This window comes from Aeromonas sp. 1HA1 (assembly GCF_029237385.1).
GTDB lineage: Bacteria > Pseudomonadota > Gammaproteobacteria > Enterobacterales > Aeromonadaceae > Aeromonas > Aeromonas popoffii.
Genome location: NZ_JAACGC010000018.1, coordinates 19,611 through 46,208, shown reverse-complemented (window position 1 = coordinate 46,208; position 26,598 = coordinate 19,611). Strand labels below are relative to the sequence as shown.

Sequence of the window (26,598 nt, the reverse complement as noted above, 5' to 3'; positions counted from 1 at the left end):
CGTGGTGGGGCTGATGCCCTTTGGTTTCATGTCCTCTCCGGCATGTCACTCTAGGTGCGCCACCTGTGAAAACGGCCACTTGCGTGGCCGTTTTGCTATTCGGCGGGGGCTATCATCCCCAGCAGCCGGTCATGGACCAGCGGCAGTGTCAGGAAGCCGTCCCGATCGAGGAAGTGGCCACCCTGCTCCAGGCTGTAGAGCGGCGCAGCCAGCTGCTTGCTCAGATGCTGGCAGTAGCGATAGGGCACTATGGCATCGTCGCGGGAGGCGACCACGACGCGTTGGGGGGCCAGGGTCATGATGTGCGCCGGGTCGTAGCCCGGCTGCATGAAGGGATCCAGCTCCGGCAGGGTGTGCAGCGGCTGGTCGAAACCGGACACAAGCAGGATCCCGCCCACCCGGCGGGAGACGGGCAGGCGGCTGAGCTGACGCAGTATGGCGATGCAGCCGAGGCTGTGGCCCAGCAGGAAGGTGCGCTCATCGTGATCCCGGACCAGGTTGTCCATGGCGGCATCCCAGGCAGCCGGTGTCGGCTGGTGCGGGTCTGGCATGGCCAGCACCTCGACATGAATATCGCGGGTTTCGAGCTGCTGCTTGAGCCAGGGGAACCAGTGGGACTGGGGGGAGGCAGTGTAGCCGTGCACGATGAAAACGCGGGTGTGTGACATGAGCTTGATCCTGAAACGGGACAACAGGGAATGAAAAACCGTGCCGCTGCGGCAACTGGCCGGGGCGGCCACATCATAGCAGCGCTTGCCGGGTGACGACACGCCCCTGTCTGGGTGGTACAGGGGCGGGTCAAACCGCTCAGCCCAGCCGCTTGGCCATGTTGTAGCCGGTGATGGCGAAGCCCGCCTCCTGGTAGAGCGCCAGGGCGCGCGGGTTGTCGTACGCGACCCGCAGCTTGATCAGGCTGATGCCATTGGCCCTGAGCGCGGTTTCCAGCACCGCCATGGCGGCCTTGCCAATGCCCTGGCTGCGGTGAGCCGGCGCGACATAGAAGTCATAGATAAAGGTGGCGCTGGCATCGGGGTCGATGGCGTGCCAGAGATAGCCCAGTGGCAGCATTTCTGCGGCTGTCGCTGGGCCAGCCCCCTCCGTTTCACCGGCGGGCAGGATGCAGAGCAAACCGTGGCCAGCGGTATCGACCCCTTGCGGCAGAGAGTACTGCAGGGAGGCCTCGGCCTTGCGACGGGCGGTGGCGAGATCATGGCCATGATTGCTGGCGAGATCCTGCGCATAGTCCTCGATGAAGCAGGCGCAGTAGGCGGGGTAGTGGGCCTGGCTCATGGGGATCAGGCGAACGAGGGGGGGTTGGCATCCTGCACATCACTCAACGGACGAATGGGTGCCCACGTTAACCCGGCGGCGAAGTGAGCGCAAACGGCGCTGACGCATCGCTTGCGGTTGCCCGGTACAGATGGTGTGCGGTTGGCCCATAAAAAAAGAGCGCCCTTGGGCGCTCTTTTTTGACCAGGGGTGGAGGCGGTTATTTCACCTCTTCACCCTTGGCTTGCAGGTCTGCATGGTAGGAGGAGCGGACGAAGGGGCCGCAGGCAGCGTGGGAGAAGCCCAGCTCCATGGCGATATCCTTCAGTTCGTCAAACTCTGCGGGCGGTACGTAGCGCTTTACCGGCAGGTGGTGGCGGCTCGGCTGCAGATACTGGCCCAGGGTCAGCATGTTGACACCGTGCTCGCGCAGATCGGTGAGCACCTGCACTATCTCTTCGTTAGTCTCGCCAAGGCCCATCATGACACCGGACTTGGTCGGCACATGGGGGTGCATCTCCTTGATGCGGCGCAGCAGCTCAAGGGACCACTTGTAGTCGGCCCCGGGGCGGGCGACACGGTACATGCGCGGGGCGGTTTCCAGGTTGTGGTTGAACACGTCCGGCGGCGTCTCGCGGAACACCTCCAGTGCCTGCTCCATCCGGCCACGGAAGTCCGGGGTGAGGATCTCGATGCGGGTCTGCGGGCTGTGCTCGCGGATCTGCTTGATGCAGTCGGCGAAGTGCTGGGCACCGCCGTCACGCAGATCGTCGCGGTCCACCGAGGTGATGACCACGTATTTCAGCCCCATCTCCTTGATGGTGAGTGCCAGCTTCTTCGGCTCGTCGGGATCCAGCGCCAGCGGGCGGCCGTGGGCCACGTCGCAGAAGGGGCAACGACGGGTGCAGATGGCGCCCATGATCATGAAGGTGGCGGTGCCATGGTTGAAGCACTCTGCCAGGTTGGGGCAGGAGGCCTCTTCACACACTGAGTGCAGCTTGTTCTTGCGCAGCGTGCTCTTGATGTGCTCGATCTTCTGGCTGGACGGCGGCAGCTTGATCCGCATCCAGTCCGGTTTGCGCAGCACTTCCTCGTTGGGATCCGGCATGAATTTCACCGGGATCAGGGCCATCTTATCGCCATCGCGCAGCTTGACGCCCGGCTCCATACGAACGGGTTTGCTCATGATTCACTCTCGGTGTTTGTTATTGTTTGGTTGATAGCCGTCAGGGTCATCTCTGTGCCCTCGCGGCCGTACGGCAGGGCTTGCTCAGGCCGCATCGTCGATATTCGTGATCGTGTGATAGCCAATCAGGCTGGCCAGTTCGGCCACCAGCAGGGCCTGTGCTTCGGCCACGCTCTGCGGGCCGCCCAGGTCGCTGGTCTGGGTCATGGCCATGCCCGCATAACCGCACGGGTTGATGCGCAGGAAGGGGGTCATGTCCATGTTGATATTGAGCGCCAGCCCGTGGAACGAGCAGCCCTTGCGGATGCGCAGGCCCAGCGAGGCCAGTTTGGCTTCTGTCTGCATCGAGGTGCCCAGCTTGTTCTTCACATAGACGCCGGGGGCATCGGGTTTGGCATAAGCCTCAATTCCACTCTTTGCCAGGGTCTTGATGATGGCGGTTTCCAGACAGGTCACCAGCTTGCGCACCGACAGCTTGCTGCGGCGCACATCCACCAGGACATAGAGCACCAGCTGGCCAGGGCCGTGATAGGTTACCTGACCGCCGCGATCGCTCTGCACCACGGGGATATCGCCCGGTGCGAGCAGGTGCTCGGCCTTGCCGGCCTGGCCCTGGGTATAGACGGCATCGTGCTCCACCACCCAGAACTCGTCCGGGGTGTCGCTGGTGCGGCTATCGGTGAAGGCCTTCATGGCGTCCCATACCGGCTGGTAGGGGCGGCGACCCAGGTGTCTGACGAGCAGCTGTGGCTGGGCGGGGATCTGGGGTGACATCTTTTCCTCACAGGCTGGTGCTTGAGTCGGCACCATGGGTCAGCACTCGGGGTGGCACAAAATCAATCGCCCCTGGCGGGGCGAGAGAGGCAGCTTACAGGACGTAACGAACCAGCTCTATGTTACCGAGGGCGGTATACATGGCTTCGATATGTTCCTTGCTTTGGGCCGTTACTGTGACCCGCACCGAGTGGTAGTTACCCTTGGTGCTGGGTTGAACGGTCGGGCTGTAAGTACCAGGGGCGTGTTGCTGTAGCACTTCCACCACCTGATCCGGCAGGGCCGGGTCGGCAACGCCGAGCACCTTGAACGGGAACTTGCAGGGAAACTCCAGCAGTTCATCAAACTTGGTATTCATCTACTCACCTTTTGGCGTCATCACGGGATGACTTCATCTTTAATCTTGCGTGGCTGATGGCCTATGGCTCATCAGGCCGTCATGTACAAGCCTATATGGGCATTGCCCGGGCAGAGATCAAGGCCCGGACAGCTCGACAAGACATGGAGATGCTGCTTTTTACCACAAATCGACAGTCGGCGGAACCTGCAGAATGCAGGGTTATTCGCCGGTATGACCGGGTAAAGACAGCAGCGGCGCCTGTTAGCGCCGCTGTTTGGTCAGGATTGTGCGTCTTTCTTACTTGAACCAGCTGGAGACCAGCATCACCAGGTAATCCCACAGACGGCTCATCAGCCCGCCCTCCTGCACTTCTTCCAGCGCGACCAGCGGAACCTGCTTGATCTCCTTGTCGCCCTGCTTCAGGAACACGGTACCGACCCGTTGGCCCTTGGCCAGCGGGGCTTTCAGTTCGCTCTCGAGCTGGAAGTCCGCTTTCAGGTTGTTGCCCTGACCACGGGTGACCAGCACGGACACATCCTTGTCGACGCCCAGTTTCACTTCAGACTTGTCGCCCATCCAGATCTTCTGGGTGACCAGCTCGGTACCGGCCTTGTACGGGGTCAGGCTCTGGAAGAAGCGAAAACCGTAGGTGAGCAGCTTCTTGCTCTCGGCGGCGCGGGAACCTTCGCTGTTGGCGCCCAGCACCACGGCGATCAGGCGCATGCCTTCGTTGTTGGTGGCGGAGGAGACCAGGTTGTAGCCGACCTGGCTGACGTGGCCAGTCTTGATGCCATCCACTTGCAGGGACTGATCCCACAGCAGGCGGTTACGGTTGTGCTGGGTGATGCCGTTGAACACGAAGGATTTCTGGGCGTAGATCTTGTACTCCTCCGGCTGATCGTGGATCAGGGCCTGACCTAGGCGAGCCATGTCGCGAGCAGTACTGTAGTGACCTTCTTCATCCAGTCCGTGGGGGTTTTTGAATTGGGTATCTTTCATCCCCAGCTTGGCGGACCAGGCATTCATCAGGCTGGCAAAGGAGTCCGTGCTGCCCGCCAGGAATTCGGCCATGGCGACACAGGCGTCATTGCCGGACTGGATGATGATGCCCTTGTTCAGATCATCGACGGAGACCTGTTTGCCCACCTCGATAAACATCTTGGAGGAGTCGCTGTAGTTTTTGGACCAGGCGTTTTTGCTGATGGTCACCATGTCGGTGTTCTTGATGTTTCCTTCCAGCAACTCGTGACCAATGATGTAGGAGGTCATCATCTTGGTCAGGCTGGCAGGCGGCAGGCGTTCATCGGCATTGGCTTCTGCCAGTACCTGACCCGAGTAGTAGTCGATCAGAATATGGGCTTTGGCGGAGATCTCCGGCGCGGCGGGAACGACCATGGGGGCGGCATTCGGAGTGGGGACTGGCGTATTGGCCTGGGCGGTGGCGCTGATCAGGGAGGCCAGAATAACTGAACGGGCAAATTTGGACATCTTGAAACTCCTGGAGCCTGGAAGGGGGGTAACCCAAGTTAAAATGCGGGCTTAACTATACCAGAAGCGCCCGTCGGTCATAGTCCGGCGTACTATCTGGTCTGGTTTTTTCTCCATCGGGAGCCGTCGTCACGCCGGGAAACGACGTGACGACGGGCACCAGACGCTGGCTCACCCGGGATGAGCCGCATGGTTTCAGGGGACGATAAAGGCTTGCTCCACCCCTCCTTGACGGATCTGCTCGAGCAGGCTTGCCTGCTGATCGGCGGCGACCGGTCCCAGCAGGACCCGGAAGAGGGCGCCGTGGACCACCACCTGATATGGCACGCCGTAGCGCTGAGTCATCACCTTGCCCATGGCTTCCGCCCTGGGCTGGGAGCCGCTGGCCAGCACCTGGATCATCTTGCCGTCGCTGCTGCTGGCGGGGGCGGCCGCCTTGGCCTGTGAAGGTTTGGCGGCCGGTGTGGCCATGGCGAGCGAGGTCGGTTCACCCATAAAACCCGCCTGCGCCGCAGCTTTCGGCGCGGCCGGGATCGCTGGGCTCTGCGCCGGTTGCATGGGTTGCATGGGTTGCATCGGCATCATGGGCACCATTTCGATCATCTGATCCGGTTTGTCGTTGATCAGCTCCAGCCGTACCCGCGCTTCACCGCTATCGATCATCTCCAGCTGCTTGGCGGCAGCGTAGGAGAGATCGATGAGGCGAGTGCTGTCGGACGGGCCGCGATCGTTGACTCGCACGATAGTCTCCAGCCCGTTGGCCAGGTTGGTGACCCGCACATAGCTTGGCAGCGGCAGGTTGCGGTGGGCTGCGCTGAACAGCGTGCTGTCCAGCACATCGCCGTTGGCGGTCTTCTGGCCATCCAAGTCCGGCGACAGCCAGCTGGCGGTGCCCTCTTCGCTGTAGTGTTTGATGTCGCGCCACACCTCGTGCTTCTGCTTGCCGATCCAGTAGTCACGGTTGCCGCTGGCACTCAGGGGCTCGGGACGTGGTATGGCGCCTGTGGCTTGCGGGATCTCGATGACCTGGGGTTTTTCCTGCTGGACGGGTTCCTGCGGCAGGGGGGCCTGCTCCGGCTGGCTGCTACAGGCGGCCAGCAACAAGCTCAGGCTGAGCGGGAGAAATTTGTGGCTGTAATGCATACGCTTCCTGGATTGCTTGACTGAGTTGATGTGCCGCCATCGCATAGAGAGGGCTGCGGTTATAGCGGGTGATCACATAAAAATTGTGGCGCGCGACCCAGTATTCCGGTCCATCGGCCTGTTCCAATACCAGCAATTTCACTGGCGTCTGTGGCGCCAACTGTGTGGCGAGTTCAATGCCGGCGGCGGCCAGCTCTGCCCACTGCTGCTTGAGCTCGGGCTCGGGTCTGAGCAGAGCACTGACGGGGGCCAGGCCGATCAAGGCGGGCTCGACGGCAGACTCGCCCCAGCGCCATTGATGCTCGGCGAAATAGTTGGCGACGCTGCCGATGGCATCCACCGGGTTGGCAAACAGATCCCGCTTGCCATCCCCGTCAAAATCGACAGCGTAGTGGCGGTAACTGGAAGGCATGAACTGCCCCATGCCCATGGCGCCCGCATAGGAGCCCTTGAGGCGGGTGAGTGGCCACTTCTCCTCTTTGGCCAGCAGCACCAGCTGGGCAAATTCCTTGGCGAAGTACTCCTCGCGCGCGGGGTAGTGAAATCCCAGGGTGTAGAGGCTGTCGAGCACCGAGTGGCGGCCCATCTGGCGGCCGTAGAAGGTCTCTATGCCGATGATGGCGACGATGAGGGAGGCGGGCACCCGATAGGTCTGCTCTGCGCGGGCCAGCGTCGCCGCATGCTGCTGCCAGAACTGCTGCCCGTCACGGATGCGATCCGGAGTGACGAACAGCGGGCGGTAGCGATGCCAGGGCTTGGCCTCCCACGGTCGGCTGATGGTGTCGAGTACCTCTTGGCGCAACCGGGCCTGCGCCGTGGCCGCCTGCAATTCGGCCAGCGGCACCTGCTGCTGTTCGGCGAGCAGGGCCAGCCGCGCGGGCTCCGGGGCGGCACTCGCCGTCAGCGAGCACAGGGCGAGCGCCAACCAGCCCCCTCTCATCAGGCCAGCAGCCTTCTGTGGGTCTGGATCGACATCAGGATGCCGAAACCCGCCATCAGGGTCACCATGGAGGTACCGCCGTAGCTCACCAGTGGCAGGGGCACCCCTACCACCGGCAGTATGCCACTCACCATGCCCATGTTGACGAACACATAGACGAAGAAAGTGAGGGTCAGGGCGCCCCCGAGCAGACGCTCGAAGCTGTTCTGGGCCTGCATGGAGATGAACAGGCAGCGGCTGATGATGTAGAGATAGATGACCAGCAGCAAGGCGACCCCCACCAGTCCGAACTCCTCGCTGAAGACCGCAAAGATAAAGTCGGTGTGGCGTTCGGGCAGAAATTCAAGCTGGGACTGGGTGCCTTGCAGCCAGCCCTTGCCAAAGACGCCGCCGGAGCCGATCGCTATCTTGGACTGTATGATGTGATAGCCGCGCCCAAGCGGGTCTTTTTCCGGGTCGAGCAGCATCAGTACCCGCTGGCGCTGGTAGTCATGCATCAAGAAGAACCAGAGCACCGGCATGAAGGCGCAGATGAGCAGCACCGCCAGGCCGATCAGCCACCAGCTGATCCCCGCCAGGAAGATGACGAAGAAGCCGGAGGCAGCCACCAGAATGGAGGTGCCGAGATCGGGCTGGGCGGCGATCAGCAGGGTGGGCAGCAGCACCATCACCAGGGCGATGACCACATGGCTGAATTTGGGGGGCAGCGAATGGCGGCTGAGCCAGGCTGCCACCATGATGGGCATGGAGACCTTCATCACCTCGGAGGGCTGGAACTTCATGAAGCCGAGATCCAGCCAGCGCTGGGCCCCCTTGCCGATGTGGCCGAACACGTCCACCGCAATGAGCAGCAGCACCACCACTACGAACAGCGGCACAGACCAGCGCGCGTAGAGGGAAGGAGGCAGCTGGGCCATGCCGATCATCAGGCCGAAGGCCAGTCCGCCGCGCACCAGCTGGCGCACGATGGAGTCCACGCTCTGACCTGAGGCAGAGTAGAGCACCACCATGGAGAGGGACATCAGGGCCAGCAGGCCGAGAAACAGCGGCAGGTCGATATGCAGCCGGTACCAGATGCTCTGTCGCTGCGCGGAATTACTCATGGGAAACGGCCTCGGGTGATGTGGGCGGCTGCTTGGGAGCCGGTGGCAACTGGGGTTCTGGTGGCACCAGATAGGCATCCAGCATCTGGCGTGCCACTGGCGCGGCCATGCTACTGCCGCCGCCGGCGTTTTCCAGCACCAAGGCGACTACGGCCTTTGGGGCGTCAAACGGAGCAAAGGCGACGAACAGGGCGTTGTCACGGTGTTCCACCTTCATGGTGCTGGCGTCGTAGACCTGGTTCTCTTTCATGCCCACCACCTGGGCGGTGCCTGACTTGCCTGCCGCTTTGTAGGGGGTGTTGGCAAAGGCGCGGCGCCCGGTGCCTTCAGTGCCGTTGATGACGCGCCACATGCCGTCCTTGGCTACCTGCCAATAGGCATCATTCTTGGCCTTGAGCGCCATGTTCGGGTTGACGGGGGCGTTGACAACCCCATCCTGCGAGGCCGTGCTCTTGAGCAGGTGTGGCGTCACATCGTGGCCGTTCTGGGTCAGTATGCTGGTGGCCTTGGCCAGCTGGATCGGGGTGGCGCTCCAGTAGCCCTGACCGATACCGACAGAGATGGTGTCACCCTGATACCAGGGCTGGCGCCAGCGAGCCATCTTCCAGTCTCTTGATGGCATGACCCCCTTGGTCTCCTCATAGATATCGACCCCACTGTACTGACCAAAGCCAAATTTGGTCATGTAGTTATGCATTTTGTCGATGCCGACCCGATAGGCGAGATCGTAGAAATAGGTATCTGCCGACACCTCGATGGCGCGGTAGACATCAAGCCAGCCATGGCCCCAGCGGCGCCAGTCGCGAAACTTCTTGGTGGTGCCCGGGATGGAGAAGCTGGGGCCGCCGAAGTAGCGGTAGTTGGGGGTGATGGCCCCCTCGTTCAACCCCATCACTGCCAGCATGGGCTTGACGGTGGAGGCGGGGGCATAGATGCCCTGAGTGGTGCGATTCACCAGCGGGCGGGCCGGATCGTTGAGCAGCGCCGAATAGTTGGTGTTAGAGATGCCGGTCACGAACAGGTTGGGGTCGTAGCTCGGGCTCGACTCCATGGCCAGGATGGCGCCGGTATTGGGATCCATCATGACGATGGCGCCCCGGCGACCGGCCAGCAACTCTTGTGCTTTAAGCTGCAGGCGAATGTCGATGTTGAGGTAGATGTCCTTGCCGGGCTCGGGTGGCTGGAATTTGAGGGTGCGCACCACGCGGCCGCGGTTGTTGACCTCGACCTCCTGATACCCGGCCACCCCGTGCAGCTGATCCTCGTAGAACTTCTCCACTCCCTGCTTGCCGATATCCTTGGTGGCGGCATAGTTGGCGAGCTTGTCCTCCTTGTCGAGGCGCTCCACGTCGCGGGTGTTGATCTTGGCCACGTAGCCCAGCGCATGAGTGAGGGTGTCACCAAACGGATAGTAGCGCTTGAGGTAGGCCTCTATGCTGGCGCCCGGATAGTTGTGCTGGTTGACCGAGAAGAGCGCGACCTGATACTCGGTCAGCTTCTCGAACAGAGCCACCGGCTTGAAACGGCGCTGGCGTTTGACCTCGGCCAGGAACTTCTCCTTGGTGCCTTCCGGCAGTGCCAGCAGGGTGATCAGTTCGTCGGCGGTCTTTTCCAGGTCTTTGGTCTCTTCCGGCACGATTTCCAGGCTGTAGACGGGGCGGTTCTCCGCCAGCAGCACACCGTTGGCGTCATAGATGAGGCCACGTGGCGGCGCCACGGGCACGACCCGGATCCGGTTGTCATTGGAGCGGGTCTGATAGGTCTCGAAGGATTCGACCTGCAGGTAATAGAGATTACCCAGCAGCACCAGCATCAGCACTATCATGCCAATGTAGGCGACCAGGGTGCGTCGGAAGAAGAGGCGACCCTCGGCGCTGTGGTCGCGCATTTCGATGCGATTCTTCAGCATGCCGCTACCTTATGACAGACGAAGGGAGAAGACAAAAACCCCATGGGTTATTCCCTGTGGTACGGATGATTGGTAGTGATGCTCCAGGCGCGATAGAGGCTCTCGGCCACCAGCACCCGCACCAGCGGGTGGGGCAGGGTCAGCGGCGACAGCGACCAGCTCTGCTCGGCGGCGGCCTTGCACTCGGGCGACAAGCCCTCCGGGCCCCCGACCAGCAGTGCCACGTCGCGACCATCCAGCTTCCAGGCTTCCAGTTGCACGGCGAGCTGCTCCGTGGTCCAGGGTTTGCCGGGAATATCCAGGGTCACGATACGCGAGCGGCCAGCGGCGGCCAGCATGGCTTCCCCTTCTTTTTGCAGGATGCGGGGAATATCGGCATTTTTGCCGCGCTTTCCGGCGCCGATCTCGACCAGCTCGAACGGCATGTCTTTGGGGAAACGGCGACGGTACTCTTCGAAGCCACGCTCTACCCAGGCAGGCATCTTGGTGCCCACTGCAATCAACTGGATCTTCATCGTTTGTTACACTTGTGCTCTGTTATTGCGCATTCACTTGAGCGGTAGCGCCCCAGAGTTTTTCCAGTTGGTAGAAGTCGCGATATTCGTCCTGCATCACGTGCACTATGGCTTGTCCCAGGTCCACCAGTACCCATTCCCCCGTGAGCTGGCCCTCCACGCTCAGCAGATCGAGCCCGGCATGGCGAGCTTCGCTGGCCAGATGATGGGCGATGGCGCTGACGTGGCGACTGGAGTTGCCGGAACAGACGATCATGGTGTCTGTGATGCTGGATTTACCGCGCACATCAAGGGTGATGATGTCGCGGCCTTTCATGTCATCGATCTTGTCGACGATAAAGGCATGCAGTTCTTGGCCTTGCAATGATCTTCTCCTGTGTTCCGACGCCTGAGGGCGGCGGATTATATCATGGTCACTCCCGTTTCCCAGTCTGGCGAAGGGGAGTGGAACGGGGGCCGTGCCCGCTTGGCAAACCAGGCCCCTGTTGATCAATATAGTGCGCAACCGGCAGAGACAATAGTCGGCGCCGGTTGCGGTCAGCTTGCCGGGTAGAGGCCTTGCTGCCGAATGTAATCGGCCACCGACGGCGGCAGCAGGTAGCGGGGATCCTCCCCGGCCGCCAGCAGGGCTCTGAGCCGGGTGGCCGACAGCTCGATGGGTTGGTTGTCCGCCAGCCAGATATGGCCGGCCAGGCGCTGGTGCAGCGCGGTGGCATCCGTGGTGTGATGGCGAGCCAGCAGCTCGGCAACTTCCCCCGGGTAATCAGGTTGCCAGCCCGGTCGCACACTCACCACCAGGTGGGCATGATCGAGCAGCTCTTGCCAGCGGTGCCAGCCAGGCAGGCCGAGCAAGGAGTCCATCCCCATCAGAAAGCAGAGCGGGGTGTCGGGCAGTTCATGACGCAGCTCAATCAGGGTGTCTATGGTCCAGGAGGGCTTGTCCCGCTTGAGCTCCCGCTCATCCACCACGAATCCCGCATTCTCTGCGGCCGCCAGTTTGACCATAGCGAGGCGCTGCTCGCTCGAACAGAAGGGGTTGGCGCGATGGGGGGGAATATGGTTCGGGATCAGCCGGATTTCGGCCAGCCCGATAGCGTCCCGCGCCTCGATAGCCGGTCGCAGGTGGCCGATATGGATAGGGTCGAAGGTGCCGCCAAGCAGGCCGATAGGAGCCCTCAGCAGGCTGATCGCAGCCTTCAGCACGGGCTGCTCTCCATGACCAGCGGCAACGGGGTGCCATCGCGAAAACCCAGGGCTATGGTCTGCAACATCAGCCAGGCTTGCTCGGTGTCGAAGCGACGCTGGGCGTCGTCAAGCTGGGCCATCAGCTGCCACAGCTGCTGCAATTTGGTGAAGGGCAGCCGGGTCAGGGCCTGCTGGATCAACTGCTGGCGGCTCTGCCAGATACGCAGGCGGGAGAAGTGTTCCACCAGCGGTTGACCGGCTCTGGCGGCCAGGGCCAGCTCGGTGAGCTGCTCCAGCTCGCGGCACAGGGCCCAGGCGAGCATGCCGGGCTCTGTGCCCTCGGCACGCAGGGCCAGCAGGATGCGCTGGGCCCGGTTCACCTTGCCCTCCAGCAGGGTATCGATGAGCTGGAATGGCGTGAAATGGGCGTGGCGTACTATGGTCTCTTGCAGATAGGCGACGCTGATGGGCTGGGGCGGCGCCAGCAGGGTCAGCTTTTCTATCTCCTGGCTGGCGGCCAGCAGGTTGCCCTCGTAGGAGTGGCACATGAAGTTGATGGCATCCGGCAGCGCCTTGAGGCCGAAACGTTGGAAGCGGGCGCTCATCCAGCGCGGAAAGAAGCGTGGCTCGGGGTGATTGACCGGCACATAGGTGCCGTTCTGGCTGAGCTTGTCGAACCAGGCCGCCTTCATCTGGGTTTGGTTGAGGCGACCACCGCTGAGCACCAGCAGCAGATCCGGATGCAGTTGCTTGCCAATCTCGCTGATGCGGGCGGCCAGATCTTTGTCGACCTTGGCCGGCAGCTCCAGCTCGATGATTTGGCGGGCGGAGAAGAGGCTCATGGCCTGACAGGCATCATAAACCTGATTCCAGTCCAGTCCCTGCTCCACCACGAAGGTATGGCGCTCATCGAACCCTTGTTTGCGGGCGGCCTGACGGATGGCGTCGATGGCCTCCAGCTTGAGCAGGGGCTCGTCACCAAAGATGAGGTAGCAGGGCTTGAGCCCTGCCTTGAGATGATCCGCAAACTGCTCGGGGTAGATCCGCATCAGAACTTGGCCTGGTTGAGTAGGTGGGTCGCAAGGTCGATGGCCTGCTCTTGCAGCTTGAGCAGGGGCTCGTCACCAAAAACGAGGTAGCAGGGCTTGAGCCCTGCCTTGAGGTGATCCGCAAACTGCTCGGGATAGACTCTCATCAAGATACTCGCATCAGAACTTGAGCTGGCTCAGCTGGCGGATAACCAAGTTCGCGGCCTGCTCCTGCATCTCCTTGCCAAGCTGCTCCTGCTCGCGGGAAGAGGCCAGCGCCGCATCCGGCTTGTTCAGGAAGCTGCGGTTGAAGGTGATGGGGAAGACCTGGGTCGGCTTGCCCGGCATGGAGACGGTGAACTGGGTGTTGTAGCCCAGCAAGTATTCACGGGCCTGGCCGATGGCGTCGACCGAGGCAACCTGGCTGGTGCTGCTGACACCGGACAGGGTCAGCACAGGTATGCCCTCTTTGTCGGCGAGCTTGACGCCCGCCGCCTTGAGGCGGGTGGTGACCAGTCGGTATAAGTCGCTCTTGTTGTCACCGACCACCTTCATGGTCATCAACTCGGGCGGGATTGCCGTGCCTCGCATCTGAAAACCGCAAGCCTGCAACAGCAGGCCCATCAGCACGATAGCCATCCAGCGAATGAGGGGGGTGCCCATATGAAATCCTCTTTGCATAAAGTGAAGCACGGCGGGCGCAGGGCCCGCCGTCATCCTCGTTGGCAACGATCAGCGGACCTCTTCCCTGTCTCCCCTTTGCACGGGGAGGCGCAACATGCGCCCTCCCTGGCAAGGGGGGGACGAGGTCCTCGCTACCATCAGTTAGCGACAATATTGAGCAGCTTGCCCGGCACATAGACGACCTTGCGAACCGTCAGACCATCGGTGAATTTCTGCACCGAGGCATCGGCCATGGCCAGCTTCTCGACATCAGCCTGGCTGATCTCGGCCGGTACGGTCAGCTTGCCGCGCATCTTGCCGTTGATCTGCACCACCACCAGCTTCTCGGTCTCGACCATGGCCGCGTCATCGGCCACCGGCCATGCAGCGTGATCCACGTCGTCACCCTTGCCCAGCATCTTCCACAGCTCGAAGCCGATGTGCGGGGTGATGGGGGAGAGCATGATTACCACAGCTTCCAGTGCTTCCTGCATCAGGGCGCGGTCCTGCTCGTCACAGCCCAGCTTGGAGAGGTTGTTCATCAGCTCCATGATGGCGGCGATGGCGGTGTTGAAGGTCTGACGGCGACCCACGTCGTCGCTCACCTTGGCGATGGTCTTGTGCAGTTCACGGCGTACCGCTTTCTGCTCGTTGGTGAGAGCCGCCACATCCAGTGCGGCAACAGCGCCACCAGAGACGTGCTCGAAGGTGGTGCGCCACAGGCGACGCAGGAAGCGCTGGGCCCCCTCCACGCCGGAGTCGGACCACTCCAGGGTCATCTCGGCCGGGGAGGCGAACATCATGAACAGACGGACGGTATCGGCGCCGTAACGCTCCACCATCAGCTGCGGGTCTATGCCGTTGTTCTTGGACTTGGACATCTTGGTCATGCCGGAGTGGATCACTTCACGGCCCTCAAGGTCGATGGCCTTGGTGATGCGACCTTTCTCGTCACGCTCGACCTTGACGTCGGTCGGGCTGACCCAGACGTTGCCGCCTTTTTCGTCTTTGTAGTAGAAGGCGTCGGCCAGCACCATGCCCTGGCAGAGCAGACGCTTGAACGGCTCGTCGCTGTTCACCAGCCCTGCGTCACGCAGCAGCTTGTGGAAGAAGCGGGCGTAGAGCAGGTGCATACAGGCGTGCTCGATGCCGCCGATGTACTGATCCACCGGCAGCCAGTGGTTGGCAGCAGCCGGGTCCAGCATGCCCTTGTCGTAGTCGGGGGAGCAGTAGCGAGCGTAATACCAGGAGGACTCCATGAAGGTGTCGAAGGTATCAGTCTCGCGGAACGCTTCCTGACCCTTGTAAGTGGTCTTGGCCCACTCGGCGTCGGCCTTGATCGGGCTCTGGATACCGTCCATCACCACATCTTCCGGCAGCAGTACCGGCAGTTGATCTTCCGGGGTCGGCACGACGGTGCCGTCCGCCAGGGTCAGCATCGGGATGGGGGCACCCCAGTAACGCTGACGGGAGACGCCCCAGTCACGCAGACGGAAGTTGACGGTGCGCTTGCCCTTGCCGAGCGCTTCCAGCTTGCTGGCGATGGCATCGAAAGCTGCCTGGAGCTCGAGACCGTCGAACTCGCCGGAGGCGAACAGCACGCCCTTCTCGGTGTAAGCGGCTTCGCTCACATCCACCTCGCCATCGGCTGGCTTGATGACCGCCTTGATGTCGAGGCCATATTTGGTGGCGAACTCATGGTCGCGCTGGTCGTGACCCGGAACCGCCATCACGGCGCCGGTGCCGTAGTTCATCAGCACGAAGTTGGCGACCCAGACCGGCACCTTGCGGCCATCCAGCGGGTGAATGGCATAGAGGCCGGTGGCCATGCCCTTCTTCTCCATGGTGGCCAGCTCAGCTTCGGCTACCTTGGTGTTCTTGCACTCGTCGATAAAGGCGGCCAGCTCCGGATTGGTCGCAGCAGCCTGCAGCGCCAGCGGGTGACCGGCGGCGATACCGACATAGGTGACGCCCATGAAGGTGTCCGGACGGGTGGTGTAGACTTCCAGCTGCTCAGCCTGACCGTCGATGGCGAAGCTGATGTTGACCCCTTCGGAGCGGCCAATCCAGTTGCGCTGCATGGTCTTGACCATCTCCGGCCAGCCGTCCAGATTGTCGATATCGCTGAGCAGCTCTTCGGCGTAGTCGGTGATCTTGATGAACCACTGGGGGATCTCTTTCTGCTCCACCGGGGTGTCGCAGCGCCAGCAGCAGTTGTCGATCACCTGCTCGTTGGCCAGTACCGTCATGTCGTTCGGGCACCAGTTGACGGAGGAGGTTTTCTTGTAGACCAGCCCCTTCTCGTACAGCTTGGTGAAGAACCACTGCTCCCAGCGGTAGTAATCCGGCTTGCAGGTCGCCAGCTCGCGATCCCAGTCATAGCCCAGCCCCAGCATCTTCAGCTGGTTCTTCATGTATTCGATGTTTTCGTAGGTCCAGGGGGCCGGTGCCGTGTTGTTTTTGACTGCGGCGTTCTCCGCCGGCAGACCGAATGCGTCCCAACCTATGGGTTGCAGCACGTTCTTGCCATTGAGGCGTTGATAACGGGAGATCACATCACCTATGGTGTAGTTGCGAACGTGCCCCATATGTAGACGACCAGACGGATAGGGGAACATGGAGAGACAGTAGAACTTTTCCTTGTCTACTTTCTCCACCGCCTTGAAGGTTTTCTTGGCATCCCAGTGCTGTTGCACTGCTGGTTCTATGGATTGGGGAACGTATTGCTCTTGCATTGGTGACATCCGGATCTGTGAAATGAATAGATAAATCAGCTGGGAAATCGCAATAGAATACCCATATCCAGCGGCGGCAACAACCGCCAGCATCCGTCAGCCCTTATGCCGGGCATGATCAGGGTTCAGTAGAGGAGTAACGACCATGGACAAGCGTCAAAAAGGGTACGAAGCCTTCATTGCCGAGTTGCAAAAACAGTGGCAAGAGACTGAAGAGTTTCAGGGGGAGCGCCTCAACCGGATGATCGCCAAGGTGCAGGCCTATCTGGAGGCGGCCGGTGACCTGACTCAGGATGAGCTGGCGCTGATTGCCGAGTACGTGAAGCGGGATCTGGGCAACTATGACGAGGGGCGCGCCGAGGTGGAGGAGTCTGCCTTTATGCTGGCTCTCAAAGATACCGCCTGGTCCTGGCTGGCGGACGTGACCGACCGCGCCCAGGTGGAGTGGCGCGAGCTGGCCGACGAGCTGGAGCACAAGGGGGTGTACGAGGCGGGTGACTGGGTGGGCCTCGGCGTCATGGTGTGCGAGCAGTGTGGCTGGCGCCATACTGTGCTGCATCCACAGCCGCTGGATACCTGCCCCGAGTGCGGCGGTTACGAGTATCACCGCGAGCCGCTCTCGCCCTGATCCCGTCAGATAACCAGATGGAAAGAGGCGCCCAGGGGGCGCCTCTTGTATTCAGCGATGAGCCGGACTGCCGGTTCAGAGCTCGCGGGCCCAGGGATGAGCACGGGGGCGCAATGCCAGTGCCAGACCGAGCAGCAGGGCCGTCAGCCCGTACAGCGGCCAGCTGCCAAAGCGAAGGTAGGGGGTCGAACCGTGGGCTGGACGCACCTCGGCTCTCAGCACCCCGGCCTCGAACTGCGGGAGCTGGGCTATGATGCTGCCGTCGATCTCGGTGACTATGGTGATGCCGGTGTTGGTGTTGCGCAGCAGCGGGCGAGCCAGCTCCAGCGCGCGCATGCGGGCTATTTCCATGTGCTGCCAGGGACCGATACTGGTGCCGAACCAGGCATCGTTGGAGATGGTCAGCAGGAAGTCGGTATCCGGCTGCACGTTGCGGCGCACTTCGTCCGGGAAGATGATCTCGTAGCAGATGGCGACGGCGAACTTGAACCCCTTGGCGATCAGGTTCGGCTGCTGCGCATTCCCGCGACTGAAGGAGGACATGGGCAGGTTGAAGAGGGGCGCGATGGGACGCAGCAGATCTTCAAACGGCACGAACTCGCCGATGGGCAGCAGGTGGTGCTTGTAGTAGCGGTTCTGGTGCCCATAGTGATACGACTCCTTGCCATCCGCGTCCTGCACCCCCATGCCCAGCACGGTATTGAAGAAGCGCTGCTGCTCGAAATCATAATGAATGATGCCCACCAGCAGGCCGGTGTCGTTCACCTTCATTGCCTTGTCCAGGCTATCCAGGTAGTTGCCCATCTCCTTCTCGATGGCCGGGATCGCCGATTCCGGCCAGATGATGATGTCGGCATCCTGGTGCTCGCGGCTGAGATCCTGATACTTGCGCACCGTCGGTACCAGCGCCTCGGGATCCCATTTGAGAGACTGCGCTATGTTGCCCTGCACCAGGGCGACCTTGACCGGCTCGCCCCGGGTCACCCAGTTGATCTGCATCAGCCCCTGAGCGGCACCGATCAGCGCGACGGGCAGCAGCAGCCAGACCGGCTTGCGGCTCTGCCACACCAGCCAGAGAGCGGAGGCCGACAGTAGCAGTGCCAGCGTGATGCCCTGCACCCCCAGGATGGGGGCCAGGCCCTTGAGCGGCCCGTCGATCTGGCTGTAACCAAACCAGAGCCAGGGGAAGCCTGTCATCACCCAGCCGCGCAACCAGTCGGCCACCAGCCAGAGCGCCGGGAAGGCGAGCAGCCAGCGGCTCCAGTGACGACCACTGAAGAAGCGGGCGAAGGCCCAGCAGGCCAGAGTCGGGTAGAGCGCCAGATAGGCCGACAGCCCGACCAGCAGCACGAAGGCGACCGGCAGTGGTATGCCGCCAAACATGGTCATGCTGACGTGGATCCACCAGAGCCCGGGCAGAAACAGACCCATGGCATAGCCAAAGCCACGCCAGGCTGCCTGCCTGGGGTTGGCCTTGTCCAGCAGGGCATAGAGGCCGAGCAGGGACAGGATCACCAGCGGCCAGTAGTTAAACGGGGAGAAGGCCAGCACGGCGAGCGCGCCGGATGCCATGGCACAGAGGCTTGTCAGGAGTTTCGATTTCACGGGCAATAGAGGCTCGGATTGGACTGCAACAGGTTGATTGGCCGGTATCTTAACCTGTAAATACGGTCAACGGCGAGCCTCCCGGCTGTGGTGGGCGCCACCGGGCGGGAAACGGGAAATAAAGGGCGGCGTGCCGGGCAAAGGATGACGTGCGGGGTCAGAGGGTAGGGTTACCTTCTCCTGTGGCCAAATGGCAAGCGCCCCGACGATCGGGGCGCTGATGCTTCACGGCTGGCTGGGGGCCGCGCTGAATTTACTGGGCTTCAGACTGGGCCGCGACATGGTTGTCGGGGATCTTCACCTGCAGCTGCTGCAGGCGGCGCCTGTCGGCGTGCATCACCTTGAACAGGTAGCCGTCCAGCTCTATCTCCTCGCCCTTTTTCGGCAGGTGGCTGAAGGCGTGCATCACCAGACCGCCCACCGTATCCACCTCTTCATCGCTGAACTGGGTGCCGAAGAAGTCGTTGAAATCCTCGATCTCGGTGAGGGCGCTGACCGAGAAGACCCGCTTGCTGATGCGGCGGATCTCGTCCGGCTCATCTTCGATGTCATCAAACTCGTCGTCGATCTCGCCGACGATGAGCTCCAGTATGTCTTCAATGGTCACCAGACCCGAGACGCCACCAAACTCGTCCACGACGATGGCCATGTGGTAGCGTTCTTCACGAAACTCCTTGAGCAGACGGTCGACCCGCTTGCTCTCGGGCACGATCACGGTAGGGCGCAAGATTTTTTCGAGCTGCAGCGGCTCGCTGGCGTGATGGCCGCCAAACCCGAACGGCAGCAGATCCTTTGCGAGCAAGATGCCCTCCACATGATCCTTGTCTTCGTTGATCACCGGGAAGCGGGAGTGACCGGATTCGATGATCACGGGCAAGATGTCGTCCACCGGCTGGGACTTCTCTATGGTGACCATCTGGGAGCGGGGGATCATGATGTCGCGAACGCGCAGCTCGGCAATTTCGAGCACGCCTTCAATCATGTCCTTGGTGTCCTGATCGATAAGATCGCGCTCCTCGGCATCGGCTATCACATCCACCAAATCGTTGCGGTCTTTTGGCTCGCCCTGGAAGAGTTGGCTGAGTTTGTCGAGCCAGGTTTTCTTCGGCGAGCCGGTACTAGGGTGATCGTCGGTCATTTTTTCTCTTGGTTACTCGCTTGAACACATTTGGAATTGTCTTGGTGATATAAGGATGGCCATCGGCTGTTTCAAGGCGATGACTGTCCCGTCCTTTACGCGTTTACTCTTCGTCGTTCAGATAAGGGTCGGCAAAACCGAGTTCCTGCATGATGTCGCGCTCAAGCGCTTCCATCTCTTCGGCTTCCTCATCCTCGATATGGTCATAACCTAGCAGATGCAGACTGCCGTGCACAACCATGTGGGCCCAGTGGGCCTCCAGCGGTTTGTTCTGCTCAACAGCTTCCTGTTCCACCACCTGGCGGCAGATGACGAGATCGCCGAGCAGCGGCAGTTCCATGCCGGGTGGCGCCTCGAACGGGAAGGAGAGCACATTGGTGGGCTTGTCCTTGCCGCGATAGGTGAGGTTGAGCTCGCGGCTCTCCGCCTCGTCAACGATGCGCACCGTCACCTCTGCCTCTTGCTGAAAGCCCAGTATGGTGCCGTCAAGCCAGCCTTGCAGCCTGGCTTCGCTCGGCAGATCTTCCGTCTGAGCGCAGGCCAGTTGCAGATCCAGGGTCACACTCATTGGGCACTCTCTTTATGGGCTTTGGCAGGGATGGACTCGGCCTGTTTGGCGTCGAACGCCTCGTAGGCCTGCACGATACGGGCGACCACCGGATGGCGTACCACGTCTTTGGATTCAAAGAAGTTGAACGACAGGCCGTCGACCCCTTGCAGCACTTCCAGGGCATGGCGCAGGCCGGACTTGGTGCTGCGCGGCAGATCCACCTGGGTGATGTCGCCGGTGACCACCGCCTTGGAGTTGAAGCCGATGCGGGTCAGGAACATCTTCATCTGCTCCGTGGTGGTGTTCTGGGCCTCATCCAGGATGATAAAGGCATCGTTGAGGGTGCGACCGCGCATGTAGGCGAGCGGCGCTACCTCGATGATGTTGCGCTCCATCAGCTTCTCGACCCGCTCAAAGCCCAGCATCTCGAACAGGGCGTCGTAGAGCGGGCGCAGATAAGGATCGACCTTTTGGGAGAGATCGCCGGGCAGAAAACCGAGCTTCTCGCCCGCTTCCACCGCCGGGCGGGTCAGCAGGATGCGGCGTATCTCCTGACGCTCCAGCGCGTCTACCGCCGCTGCCACCGCCAGATAGGTCTTGCCGGTACCGGCCGGGCCTATGCCGAAGCTGATGTCGTGCTGGACTATGTTGGCGATGTACTGCGCCTGATTGGGGCTGCGTGGTTTGATGAGGCCGCGCTTGGTCTTGACAGTCACCTCCTTGCCATGGGGGACGCTGGCGGCCGGTTCGTCATCTTGCTCCAGCACCCGCGACTCCTGAATGGCCAGGTGCACCATCTCTGGCACTATGTCGGTCACCTTGCCGCCCTTGAGGGGCTGGGTTTCCACATAGAGGTGCTTGAGGATGACGGCTGCGGCATCCAGCTGGGCCGGTTTGCCCACCAACTGGAAGTGGCTGTCACGGTAGCTGATCTCGACGCCGAGGCGGCGTTCCAGCTGCTTGATGTTGTCATCGAAGGGACCGCACAGGCTGGCGAGGCGCTGATTGTCGGCGGGCTCCAGATGCAGGTTCAGGGTCGAGATATGTCGGCTCAAAATATCCTCGTCTTGATGCAGTGCCCATCAGGCCAGGCCAGATGGGCACGAAGAGATTAGTGGGGAGTGAAGGCGGCTACGCCCAGCTCGTCCGGCACGTTGTCTGGACGGCGTGCCAGGATCTCGCGTGGCGCCGTGGCAATGCGCAGGTTCATCTCATCCTCGCCGCGGATAAAACGACCGCGCAGGGAGTTGGGGCGTACCTCGGTGATCTCCACGTCGGCAAAGCCGCCGATCAGGGTGTGCAGCCCTTCGAAGTTGACCACCCGGTTGTTCTCGGTGCGGCCACACAGCTGCATGGGGTCGAGCCGGGAGGGACCTTCCACCAGGATGCGCTGGGTGGAGCCCAGCATGGCACGGCCAATCTGCATCGACTGGTTGTTGATGACATGCTGCAGCCGTGCCAACCGGGCCTTTTTCACTTCCATGTCGACGTCGTCGGGCATGTCGGCGGCCGGCGTGCCGGGGCGCGGGCTATATATGAAGCTGAAGCTCATGTCGAAGTTGATCTCTTCGATAAGCTTCATGGTGGCCTCGAAATCCTCGTCCGTCTCGTTCGGGAAGCCGACGATGAAGTCGGAACTGATGGTGATGTCGGGACGGGCGGCGCGCAGGCGACGGATCTTGGACTTGTACTCCAGCACGGTATGCGGGCGCTTCATCATGGTCAGGATGCGATCCGAACCACTTTGCACCGGCAGGTGCAGGAAGCTGACCAATTCCGGCGTGTCCTTGTAGACCTCGATGATGTCGTCGGTGAACTCGATCGGGTGACTGGTGGTGTAGCGAATACGGTCTATACCATCGATGGCAGCGACCAGTCGCAGCAGCTCGGCGAAGGAGCAGATGCTGCCATCAAAGGTCGGGCCCCGGTAGGCGTTGACGTTCTGGCCCAGCAGGTTCACCTCGCGCACGCCCTGTTCGGCGAGCTGGGCGATTTCGTAGAGCACGTCGTCCATCGGCCGGCTCACCTCCTCGCCACGGGTGTAGGGCACCACGCAGAAGGAGCAGTATTTGGAGCAGCCTTCCATGATGGAGACGAACGCAGTGGCGCCTTCGGCACGGGGTTCCGGCATGTTGTCGAATTTTTCGATCTCGGGGAAGGCGATGTCCACCTGGGCACCCCGGCCTTCCTGCACCTGCTTGATCATGGCGGGCAGGCGATGCAGTGTCTGGGGACCGAAGACGATATCCACATAGGGGGCGCGAGTGCGAATGTTGTCCCCCTCCTGAGAGGCGACACAGCCACCCACACCGATCACCAGACCGGGCTTGTTGGCCTTGAGTTTTTTCCAGCGCCCCAGCTGATGGAACACCTTCTCCTGTGCTTTTTCGCGGATGGAGCAGGTATTCAGCAGCAAGACATCTGCCTCTTCGGGCTCCTCGGTCAGTTCATAGCCATTGCTGGCATCCAACAGGTCGGCCATCTTGGACGAGTCGTACTCGTTCATCTGGCAACCCCAGGTTTTAATGTGAAGTTTCTTGCTCATTGCTTCTCTTGACTTGTGTTGAAATCGGCATGGTCAAAGGACCGGGCATTTTACTCCGCAATCTGGATACTGCCTAGCTAATATCCAGCCCGTCATGGGGCTCTCTCCCTCTTGGCCGGCCGGTATTTGCTCGGGCTTTCTCCTTGATTTTGCGTGGCAATTCGCAAATTGTCTCACTGTTTCTGCCGGTCCCTTGCGGTATCATGTCTCCATTCGGTTTGGCCCCGTCTACCCTTGTCCGGGGCGTCCCCTTTCAGGAATCAAGTTATGGAACAGTGTGATATCGCTATTGTCGGCGCTGGCATGGTCGGTGCCGCTACCGCCTGTCTGCTGGCGGCGCAGGGCCTCTCCATTCGGGTGATAGAGACCCAATTGCCCGAGCAATACGCCTGCTCGCAGCCGCTGGATCTGCGGGTTTCCGCTATCAGCCAGGCCTCGGTGGCGTTGCTGGCTCAGGCTGGCGCCTGGTCGCACCTGCAGCAGATGCGACTCTGTCCCTACCGCCGGCTGGAGACCTGGGAGCTGGATGGTTTTGCCACCCGTTTTAATGCGGCCGATCTGGGCCTGCCCCTGCTTGGCTACATCATCGAAAACCGGCTGGTGCAGCTGGCCCTGCTCAAGCGGATGGAGGATTTTCCCAACATCCAGACCCACACACCGGCGGCGGTCACTCGCCTGCAGCAGGGGGGGAACGAGGCGGTACTGACCCTGGACGATGGCACTGAACTCGCCGCCCACTGGGTGTTGGCCTGCGATGGCGCCGAATCCCAGATGCGCCAGCTGGCGGGCATAGGCGTGTCGCGCTTCGAGTATCGCCAGCACTGTATGCTGATCAATATCGACACAGCGTTTGCACAGGAAGACATCACCTGGCAGCAATTTACCCCGAGCGGCCCGCGTGCCTTCCTGCCGCTGCCCGGCCAGCATGGCTCCCTGGTGTGGTATGACAGCCCGGCCCGCATTCGCGCCCTGTCGGCCATGAGCAACGAAAGGCTGGGGGAGGAGGTGCGCCGCCACTTTCCGGCCCGGCTCGGCGGGTTTACCGTTACGGCCAAGGGGAGTTTCCCGCTGGTACGACGCCACGCCAACGACTATCACGCCGGTCGGGTAGTGCTGCTCGGCGATGCCGCCCACACCATCAACCCGCTGGCGGGGCAGGGGGTCAATCTCGGCTTCAAGGACGTGGCCTGCTGGGCCGGGTTACTGGAAAAGGCCGGTGCCGACTGGCATCAGCTGGCCCTGGCGGAGCGTTACGAGCGTCGCCGTCGCTCCGATAACCTGTTAATGCAATCGGGGATGGATCTCTTCTACGGGGTGTTCAGCAACGAGATAGGTCCCCTCAAGTTGGCCCGCAATCTGGCCCTCAATCTGGCGGACAAGGCAGGCCCGGTCAAGGAGATGGCGCTGCGCTATGCGCTGGGGTTGGTATAAGACGCCGAGCGCCATCACGAGGGATCTGAGTTAATAAACAAGGCACTGCTGGTGCTCGCGGGCCTATTTTCCATCTATTCCCGCTGCTCTGGCGAGTCGATGGCCCCCTTGCCGGTTTCCTCCGTCGGCGGCGAAAGCCGTGCCTCCAGCGCCTCGCAGATGCCGGCTCGTCGCTATGAGTGCGATGGTCGTGAGTATTGTTCCCAGATGACCTCCTGCGACGAGGCAACCTGGTTCCTCAACACTGCCCGAATATGAAGATGGACGGGGATGGGGAAGGGAGGGCTGGCGGTGCCCGATGCGGCGCTCTATTGCGTCAAAGGGGCGGGTAAACACCGCCGTCACTGCGCCAACTGTTGATCCTTGCTGCTGCTCTCATTCTGAATGCGCCCCTTTATGGGGCGCACTGTTTTGGCCGCCCGTGAGCGTTGGTATCAGCGCTCGGGAGTGGCCGATACCGGCGTGGGGTGGCTGGCGATCACCTGCCTGACGAAGTGATCCCGGATGGGGTCGGCCACATCAGGGTTCCATACCATGCTGACTTCCCACTCGGAGCCGGGGCCAAAGAGGGGGTAGAGAGTGACATCGGAGCCTGCGATAAAGCTGACGCTGCGCGGCAGTATGGCGTTGCCGATGCCTGCGGCCACCAGTGCCACCAGGGTCTGGATATCTTCGGCTTCCTGGATCATGCCCGTCAGCCGGTTGGCGCCGAGAAAACCGGCGATCTGCTGGCTGAGACCGGGACAGCGGCGGCCCACCATCTGCAGCAGTGGCTGGCTGGCCAAGGCGTGCTGGACATCGAATGCGGCCGGATCGGGCGCGGTCATCCGGGTCGGTACTGCCAGCACCAGCCGATCGATCAGCAGCCGGTGTTCCCGCAGCTGTGGTATCTGGGGCCTGCGCATAAAGCCAAGCTGCAACTGGCCGGAGAGCAGCTGCTCCTGCTGGATGGCGGAGGGCATATCCTGCAGATGGACCATCACGTCCGTGACCTGCTGTTTGAAGCGGGCCACCAGCGCAGGGGCCAGTGCAAAGCTCGACAGGCCGAAACCAATCTTGAGCCGCCCGGCCACGCCACTCGCCACCGCCAGCGCGTGGCTTTCAAACTCCCTGCCGTGTTCGACCAGTGCGCTCGCCTGGGTGAGCAGCTGGGCGCCGATGGCCGTTAATCCGGCGCCGTGGCGACCGCGATTGAACAGGGTGCTGCCAAGGGCCTGCTCCAGCCCCTGGATCTGCTTGGTCAGGGCCGGTTGGGTGATGAACAGCCGGCTGGCGGCTTCCCGGTAGTTGGCGGTCTCGGCCAGCGTCACAAACGCCTGCAGTTGCCTCAGGTCGAATTTCATTCCATATGGTTATCTAAAGTGGCGATTTATTGATTATAAATTATCTAATCGACTTGTTCTAATGGTCCGGTAAAGGGAGTCGCGGCTCCCTCCGACCTGAAACAAGGAGCCATATCATGTCGACTCAACGTTATCTTTTTTTGATCAAGGGAACCCTGGTGATGGCCCAGCCATTGGCGGCACCGGAGACGGGGGAGCTGCTAGCGAGCTTGTTGCAGCAGGGATTTTGGGTGGCCCCCCAGCAGGTCTGGGCGGGCAATGCCGAGCAGGCGCTGGCCTGTTACGAGCGTGCCGCCCAGCAACAGGCCTTTGCCGATGCGATCTCTGGCGCTGCACCCGAGTTGGCCGGGGTGTCTGCATGAGTACTGGTATGAGCGCCGATATGAGAACAGAAAGGAGTGCCGGCATGAGTAACATCACCTTGTCGGTATCCGCCCTGCTGCTCGATATGGATGGCACCCTGGTCTGCTCGACCGGTGATGTGGAGAAGGTGTGGCGGCTCTGGTGCCAGCATCATCAGCTTGCCCCCGAGCCGGTGCTGGCCATGTGTCACGGCATGCGCTCGCGGGAGGTGATCCGGGCGCTGGCCCCGCAACTGGATGTGGAGTGGGAGGCCGCGCGGCTCGACGAGCTGGAGATGGAACATACCGGTGGCGAGGCCATCGCCGGGTGTGACGAGCTGCTGCGCCGCTTGCCGCCACAGCGTTGGGCCATCGTGACCTCCGCCAGTGATCGGGTTGCTCGCCATCGCCTGAATTGTGCCGGTTTGCCGTTGCCCGCCGTGCTGGTGGGGGCCGAAGCGGTGACCAATGGCAAACCCGATCCCGAACCCTATCTGCTGGGCGCCGCGCGACTTGGCGTACCGCCCGCTCGCTGTCTGGTGTTCGAGGATGCGCCAGCCGGTATCGAGAGCGCCCTGCATGCAGGCTGCACCGTGGTGCAGGTAGGGGGCGATGCGCCGCTCAATCCGGCGGTGGTGGCGGTGATCCGCGACTGGCGAGAGGTGAAGGTGGAGTTGGGGGAAGGCGAGTCCCTGCTAGTGACGCTGCCCGCCTGAGCGGCGGAGCGCGCGGCGGCCGC

General features: G+C 61.7%; 27 protein-coding genes and 1 pseudogene. 5 read left to right on the top strand and 23 right to left on the bottom strand.

All coding sequences use genetic code 11. The features are described 5' to 3' along the window. Window positions 1–95: 95 nt before the first annotated feature. The 17 genes and pseudogenes from GWQ22_RS08255 to leuS all read right to left on the bottom strand — a co-directional run bounded on the left by GWQ22_RS08255 (window position 96) and on the right by leuS (window position 16,278). A complete protein-coding gene (locus GWQ22_RS08255) occupies window positions 96–668 on the bottom strand; it encodes an alpha/beta fold hydrolase (RefSeq protein WP_275929996.1) in 573 nt (190 codons plus the stop codon). A 139-nt stretch (window positions 669–807) separates the two neighbouring features. Next, window positions 808–1,290 carry a GNAT family N-acetyltransferase gene (locus tag GWQ22_RS08250; protein ID WP_275929995.1) on the bottom strand — a complete coding sequence of 161 codons (483 nt, stop codon included), beginning with the start codon at window positions 1,288–1,290 and terminating at the stop codon, window positions 808–810. A gap of 199 nt (window positions 1,291–1,489) precedes the next feature. Beyond that, the gene (gene lipA / locus GWQ22_RS08245; protein WP_042034731.1) at window positions 1,490–2,455 is read right to left on the bottom strand and encodes a lipoyl synthase; all 966 of its coding nucleotides are present in this window, start codon (window positions 2,453–2,455) and stop codon (window positions 1,490–1,492) included. 84 nt (window positions 2,456–2,539) lie between these two features. Beyond that, on the bottom strand, window positions 2,540–3,229 hold the full coding sequence (gene lipB / locus GWQ22_RS08240) for a lipoyl(octanoyl) transferase LipB (protein ID WP_275929994.1): 690 nt from the start codon (window positions 3,227–3,229) through the stop codon (window positions 2,540–2,542). Window positions 3,230–3,323: 94 nt separating this feature from the next. Beyond that, the gene (ybeD, locus tag GWQ22_RS08235) at window positions 3,324–3,587 is read right to left on the bottom strand and encodes a DUF493 family protein YbeD (protein ID WP_042034729.1); all 264 of its coding nucleotides are present in this window, start codon (window positions 3,585–3,587) and stop codon (window positions 3,324–3,326) included. Between the two features lie 279 nt (window positions 3,588–3,866). Further along, window positions 3,867–5,057 carry a serine hydrolase gene (locus GWQ22_RS08230; protein WP_042034728.1) on the bottom strand — a complete coding sequence of 397 codons (1,191 nt, stop codon included), beginning with the start codon at window positions 5,055–5,057 and terminating at the stop codon, window positions 3,867–3,869. 195 nt (window positions 5,058–5,252) lie between these two features. Further along, entirely contained in the window at window positions 5,253–6,200 is a 948-nt protein-coding gene (locus tag GWQ22_RS08225; RefSeq protein WP_275929993.1) for a septal ring lytic transglycosylase RlpA family protein, read from the bottom strand. Then, window positions 6,142–7,140, bottom strand: coding sequence for a lytic murein transglycosylase B (gene mltB, locus GWQ22_RS08220; protein WP_275929992.1), 999 nt, complete (start codon window positions 7,138–7,140; stop codon window positions 6,142–6,144). The genes GWQ22_RS08225 and mltB overlap by 59 nt, the downstream gene beginning before the upstream one ends. Further along, window positions 7,140–8,243: a rod shape-determining protein RodA gene (gene rodA / locus GWQ22_RS08215; RefSeq protein ID WP_042034725.1), complete on the bottom strand. Its 1,104-nt coding sequence runs from the start codon at window positions 8,241–8,243 to the stop codon at window positions 7,140–7,142. Before rodA ends, mltB begins: the two co-directional genes overlap by 1 nt. Beyond that, window positions 8,236–10,152 carry a penicillin-binding protein 2 gene (gene mrdA / locus GWQ22_RS08210; protein WP_275929991.1) on the bottom strand — a complete coding sequence of 639 codons (1,917 nt, stop codon included), beginning with the start codon at window positions 10,150–10,152 and terminating at the stop codon, window positions 8,236–8,238. Before mrdA ends, rodA begins: the two co-directional genes overlap by 8 nt. 47 nt (window positions 10,153–10,199) lie before the next feature. After that, the gene (gene rlmH / locus GWQ22_RS08205) at window positions 10,200–10,667 is read right to left on the bottom strand and encodes a 23S rRNA (pseudouridine(1915)-N(3))-methyltransferase RlmH (protein WP_042034723.1); all 468 of its coding nucleotides are present in this window, start codon (window positions 10,665–10,667) and stop codon (window positions 10,200–10,202) included. A gap of 22 nt (window positions 10,668–10,689) precedes the next feature. Next, the gene (gene rsfS, locus GWQ22_RS08200; protein ID WP_042034721.1) at window positions 10,690–11,031 is read right to left on the bottom strand and encodes a ribosome silencing factor; all 342 of its coding nucleotides are present in this window, start codon (window positions 11,029–11,031) and stop codon (window positions 10,690–10,692) included. A gap of 173 nt (window positions 11,032–11,204) precedes the next feature. Further along, window positions 11,205–11,849 carry a nicotinate-nucleotide adenylyltransferase gene (nadD, locus tag GWQ22_RS08195; RefSeq protein WP_275930009.1) on the bottom strand — a complete coding sequence of 215 codons (645 nt, stop codon included), beginning with the start codon at window positions 11,847–11,849 and terminating at the stop codon, window positions 11,205–11,207. 14 nt (window positions 11,850–11,863) lie between these two features. Beyond that, window positions 11,864–12,901, bottom strand: coding sequence for a DNA polymerase III subunit delta (gene holA, locus GWQ22_RS08190; RefSeq protein WP_108535389.1), 1,038 nt, complete (start codon window positions 12,899–12,901; stop codon window positions 11,864–11,866). Window positions 12,902–12,936: 35 nt separating this feature from the next. Beyond that, window positions 12,937–13,047: pseudogene (locus tag GWQ22_RS08185) on the bottom strand (DNA polymerase III subunit delta); the annotation flags it as partial. A gap of 13 nt (window positions 13,048–13,060) precedes the next feature. Then, window positions 13,061–13,543: an LPS assembly lipoprotein LptE gene (gene lptE, locus GWQ22_RS08180; RefSeq protein WP_042034717.1), complete on the bottom strand. Its 483-nt coding sequence runs from the start codon at window positions 13,541–13,543 to the stop codon at window positions 13,061–13,063. Between the two features lie 158 nt (window positions 13,544–13,701). After that, a complete protein-coding gene (gene leuS / locus GWQ22_RS08175; RefSeq protein WP_275929990.1) occupies window positions 13,702–16,278 on the bottom strand; it encodes a leucine--tRNA ligase in 2,577 nt (858 codons plus the stop codon). Between the two features lie 145 nt (window positions 16,279–16,423). On the opposite strand from leuS, the gene GWQ22_RS08170 reads away from it, so the two are divergent. After that, on the top strand, window positions 16,424–16,906 hold the full coding sequence (locus tag GWQ22_RS08170; RefSeq protein WP_042034715.1) for a zinc ribbon-containing protein: 483 nt from the start codon (window positions 16,424–16,426) through the stop codon (window positions 16,904–16,906). Window positions 16,907–16,981: 75 nt separating this feature from the next. Here GWQ22_RS08170 and lnt read toward each other — a convergent pair whose 3' ends face one another. From lnt to miaB, 5 genes are all read right to left on the bottom strand, one after another. Then, window positions 16,982–18,478, bottom strand: coding sequence for an apolipoprotein N-acyltransferase (gene lnt / locus GWQ22_RS08165; RefSeq protein WP_042034714.1), 1,497 nt, complete (start codon window positions 18,476–18,478; stop codon window positions 16,982–16,984). A 286-nt stretch (window positions 18,479–18,764) separates the two neighbouring features. Then, window positions 18,765–19,649 (bottom strand): CNNM family magnesium/cobalt transport protein CorC, encoded by an 885-nt coding sequence (gene corC / locus GWQ22_RS08160; RefSeq protein ID WP_042034712.1) that lies wholly within the window; start codon window positions 19,647–19,649, stop codon window positions 18,765–18,767. Between the two features lie 103 nt (window positions 19,650–19,752). Next, window positions 19,753–20,217, bottom strand: a complete 465-nt coding sequence (ybeY, locus tag GWQ22_RS08155) for an rRNA maturation RNase YbeY (protein WP_042034711.1) — start codon at window positions 20,215–20,217, stop codon at window positions 19,753–19,755. Continuing rightward, window positions 20,214–21,254 carry a PhoH family protein gene (locus GWQ22_RS08150; protein WP_275929989.1) on the bottom strand — a complete coding sequence of 347 codons (1,041 nt, stop codon included), beginning with the start codon at window positions 21,252–21,254 and terminating at the stop codon, window positions 20,214–20,216. Before GWQ22_RS08150 ends, ybeY begins: the two co-directional genes overlap by 4 nt. Window positions 21,255–21,310: 56 nt before the next feature. Then, a complete protein-coding gene (miaB, locus tag GWQ22_RS08145; RefSeq protein ID WP_042034708.1) occupies window positions 21,311–22,744 on the bottom strand; it encodes a tRNA (N6-isopentenyl adenosine(37)-C2)-methylthiotransferase MiaB in 1,434 nt (477 codons plus the stop codon). 267 nt (window positions 22,745–23,011) lie between these two features. Here miaB and GWQ22_RS08140 point away from each other — a divergent pair, with 267 nt between their 5' ends. Together GWQ22_RS08140 and GWQ22_RS08135 are read left to right on the top strand one after the other, a co-directional pair. Then, window positions 23,012–24,175 carry an FAD-dependent monooxygenase gene (locus tag GWQ22_RS08140; RefSeq protein WP_275929988.1) on the top strand — a complete coding sequence of 388 codons (1,164 nt, stop codon included), beginning with the start codon at window positions 23,012–23,014 and terminating at the stop codon, window positions 24,173–24,175. A gap of 51 nt (window positions 24,176–24,226) precedes the next feature. Further along, a complete protein-coding gene (locus tag GWQ22_RS08135) occupies window positions 24,227–24,433 on the top strand; it encodes a hypothetical protein (RefSeq protein WP_345893631.1) in 207 nt (68 codons plus the stop codon). Window positions 24,434–24,609: 176 nt separating this feature from the next. Here GWQ22_RS08135 and GWQ22_RS08130 read toward each other — a convergent pair whose 3' ends face one another. Next, window positions 24,610–25,518, bottom strand: a complete 909-nt coding sequence (locus GWQ22_RS08130) for a LysR family transcriptional regulator (protein WP_275929987.1) — start codon at window positions 25,516–25,518, stop codon at window positions 24,610–24,612. Window positions 25,519–25,634: 116 nt separating this feature from the next. Between GWQ22_RS08130 and GWQ22_RS08125 the strand changes: the two genes are divergently transcribed. Next, entirely contained in the window at window positions 25,635–25,880 is a 246-nt protein-coding gene (locus GWQ22_RS08125) for a hypothetical protein (protein ID WP_275929986.1), read from the top strand. Between the two features lie 44 nt (window positions 25,881–25,924). Continuing rightward, on the top strand, window positions 25,925–26,575 hold the full coding sequence (locus GWQ22_RS08120) for an HAD-IA family hydrolase (protein WP_275929985.1): 651 nt from the start codon (window positions 25,925–25,927) through the stop codon (window positions 26,573–26,575). The last annotated feature ends 23 nt before the right edge of the window (window positions 26,576–26,598 follow it).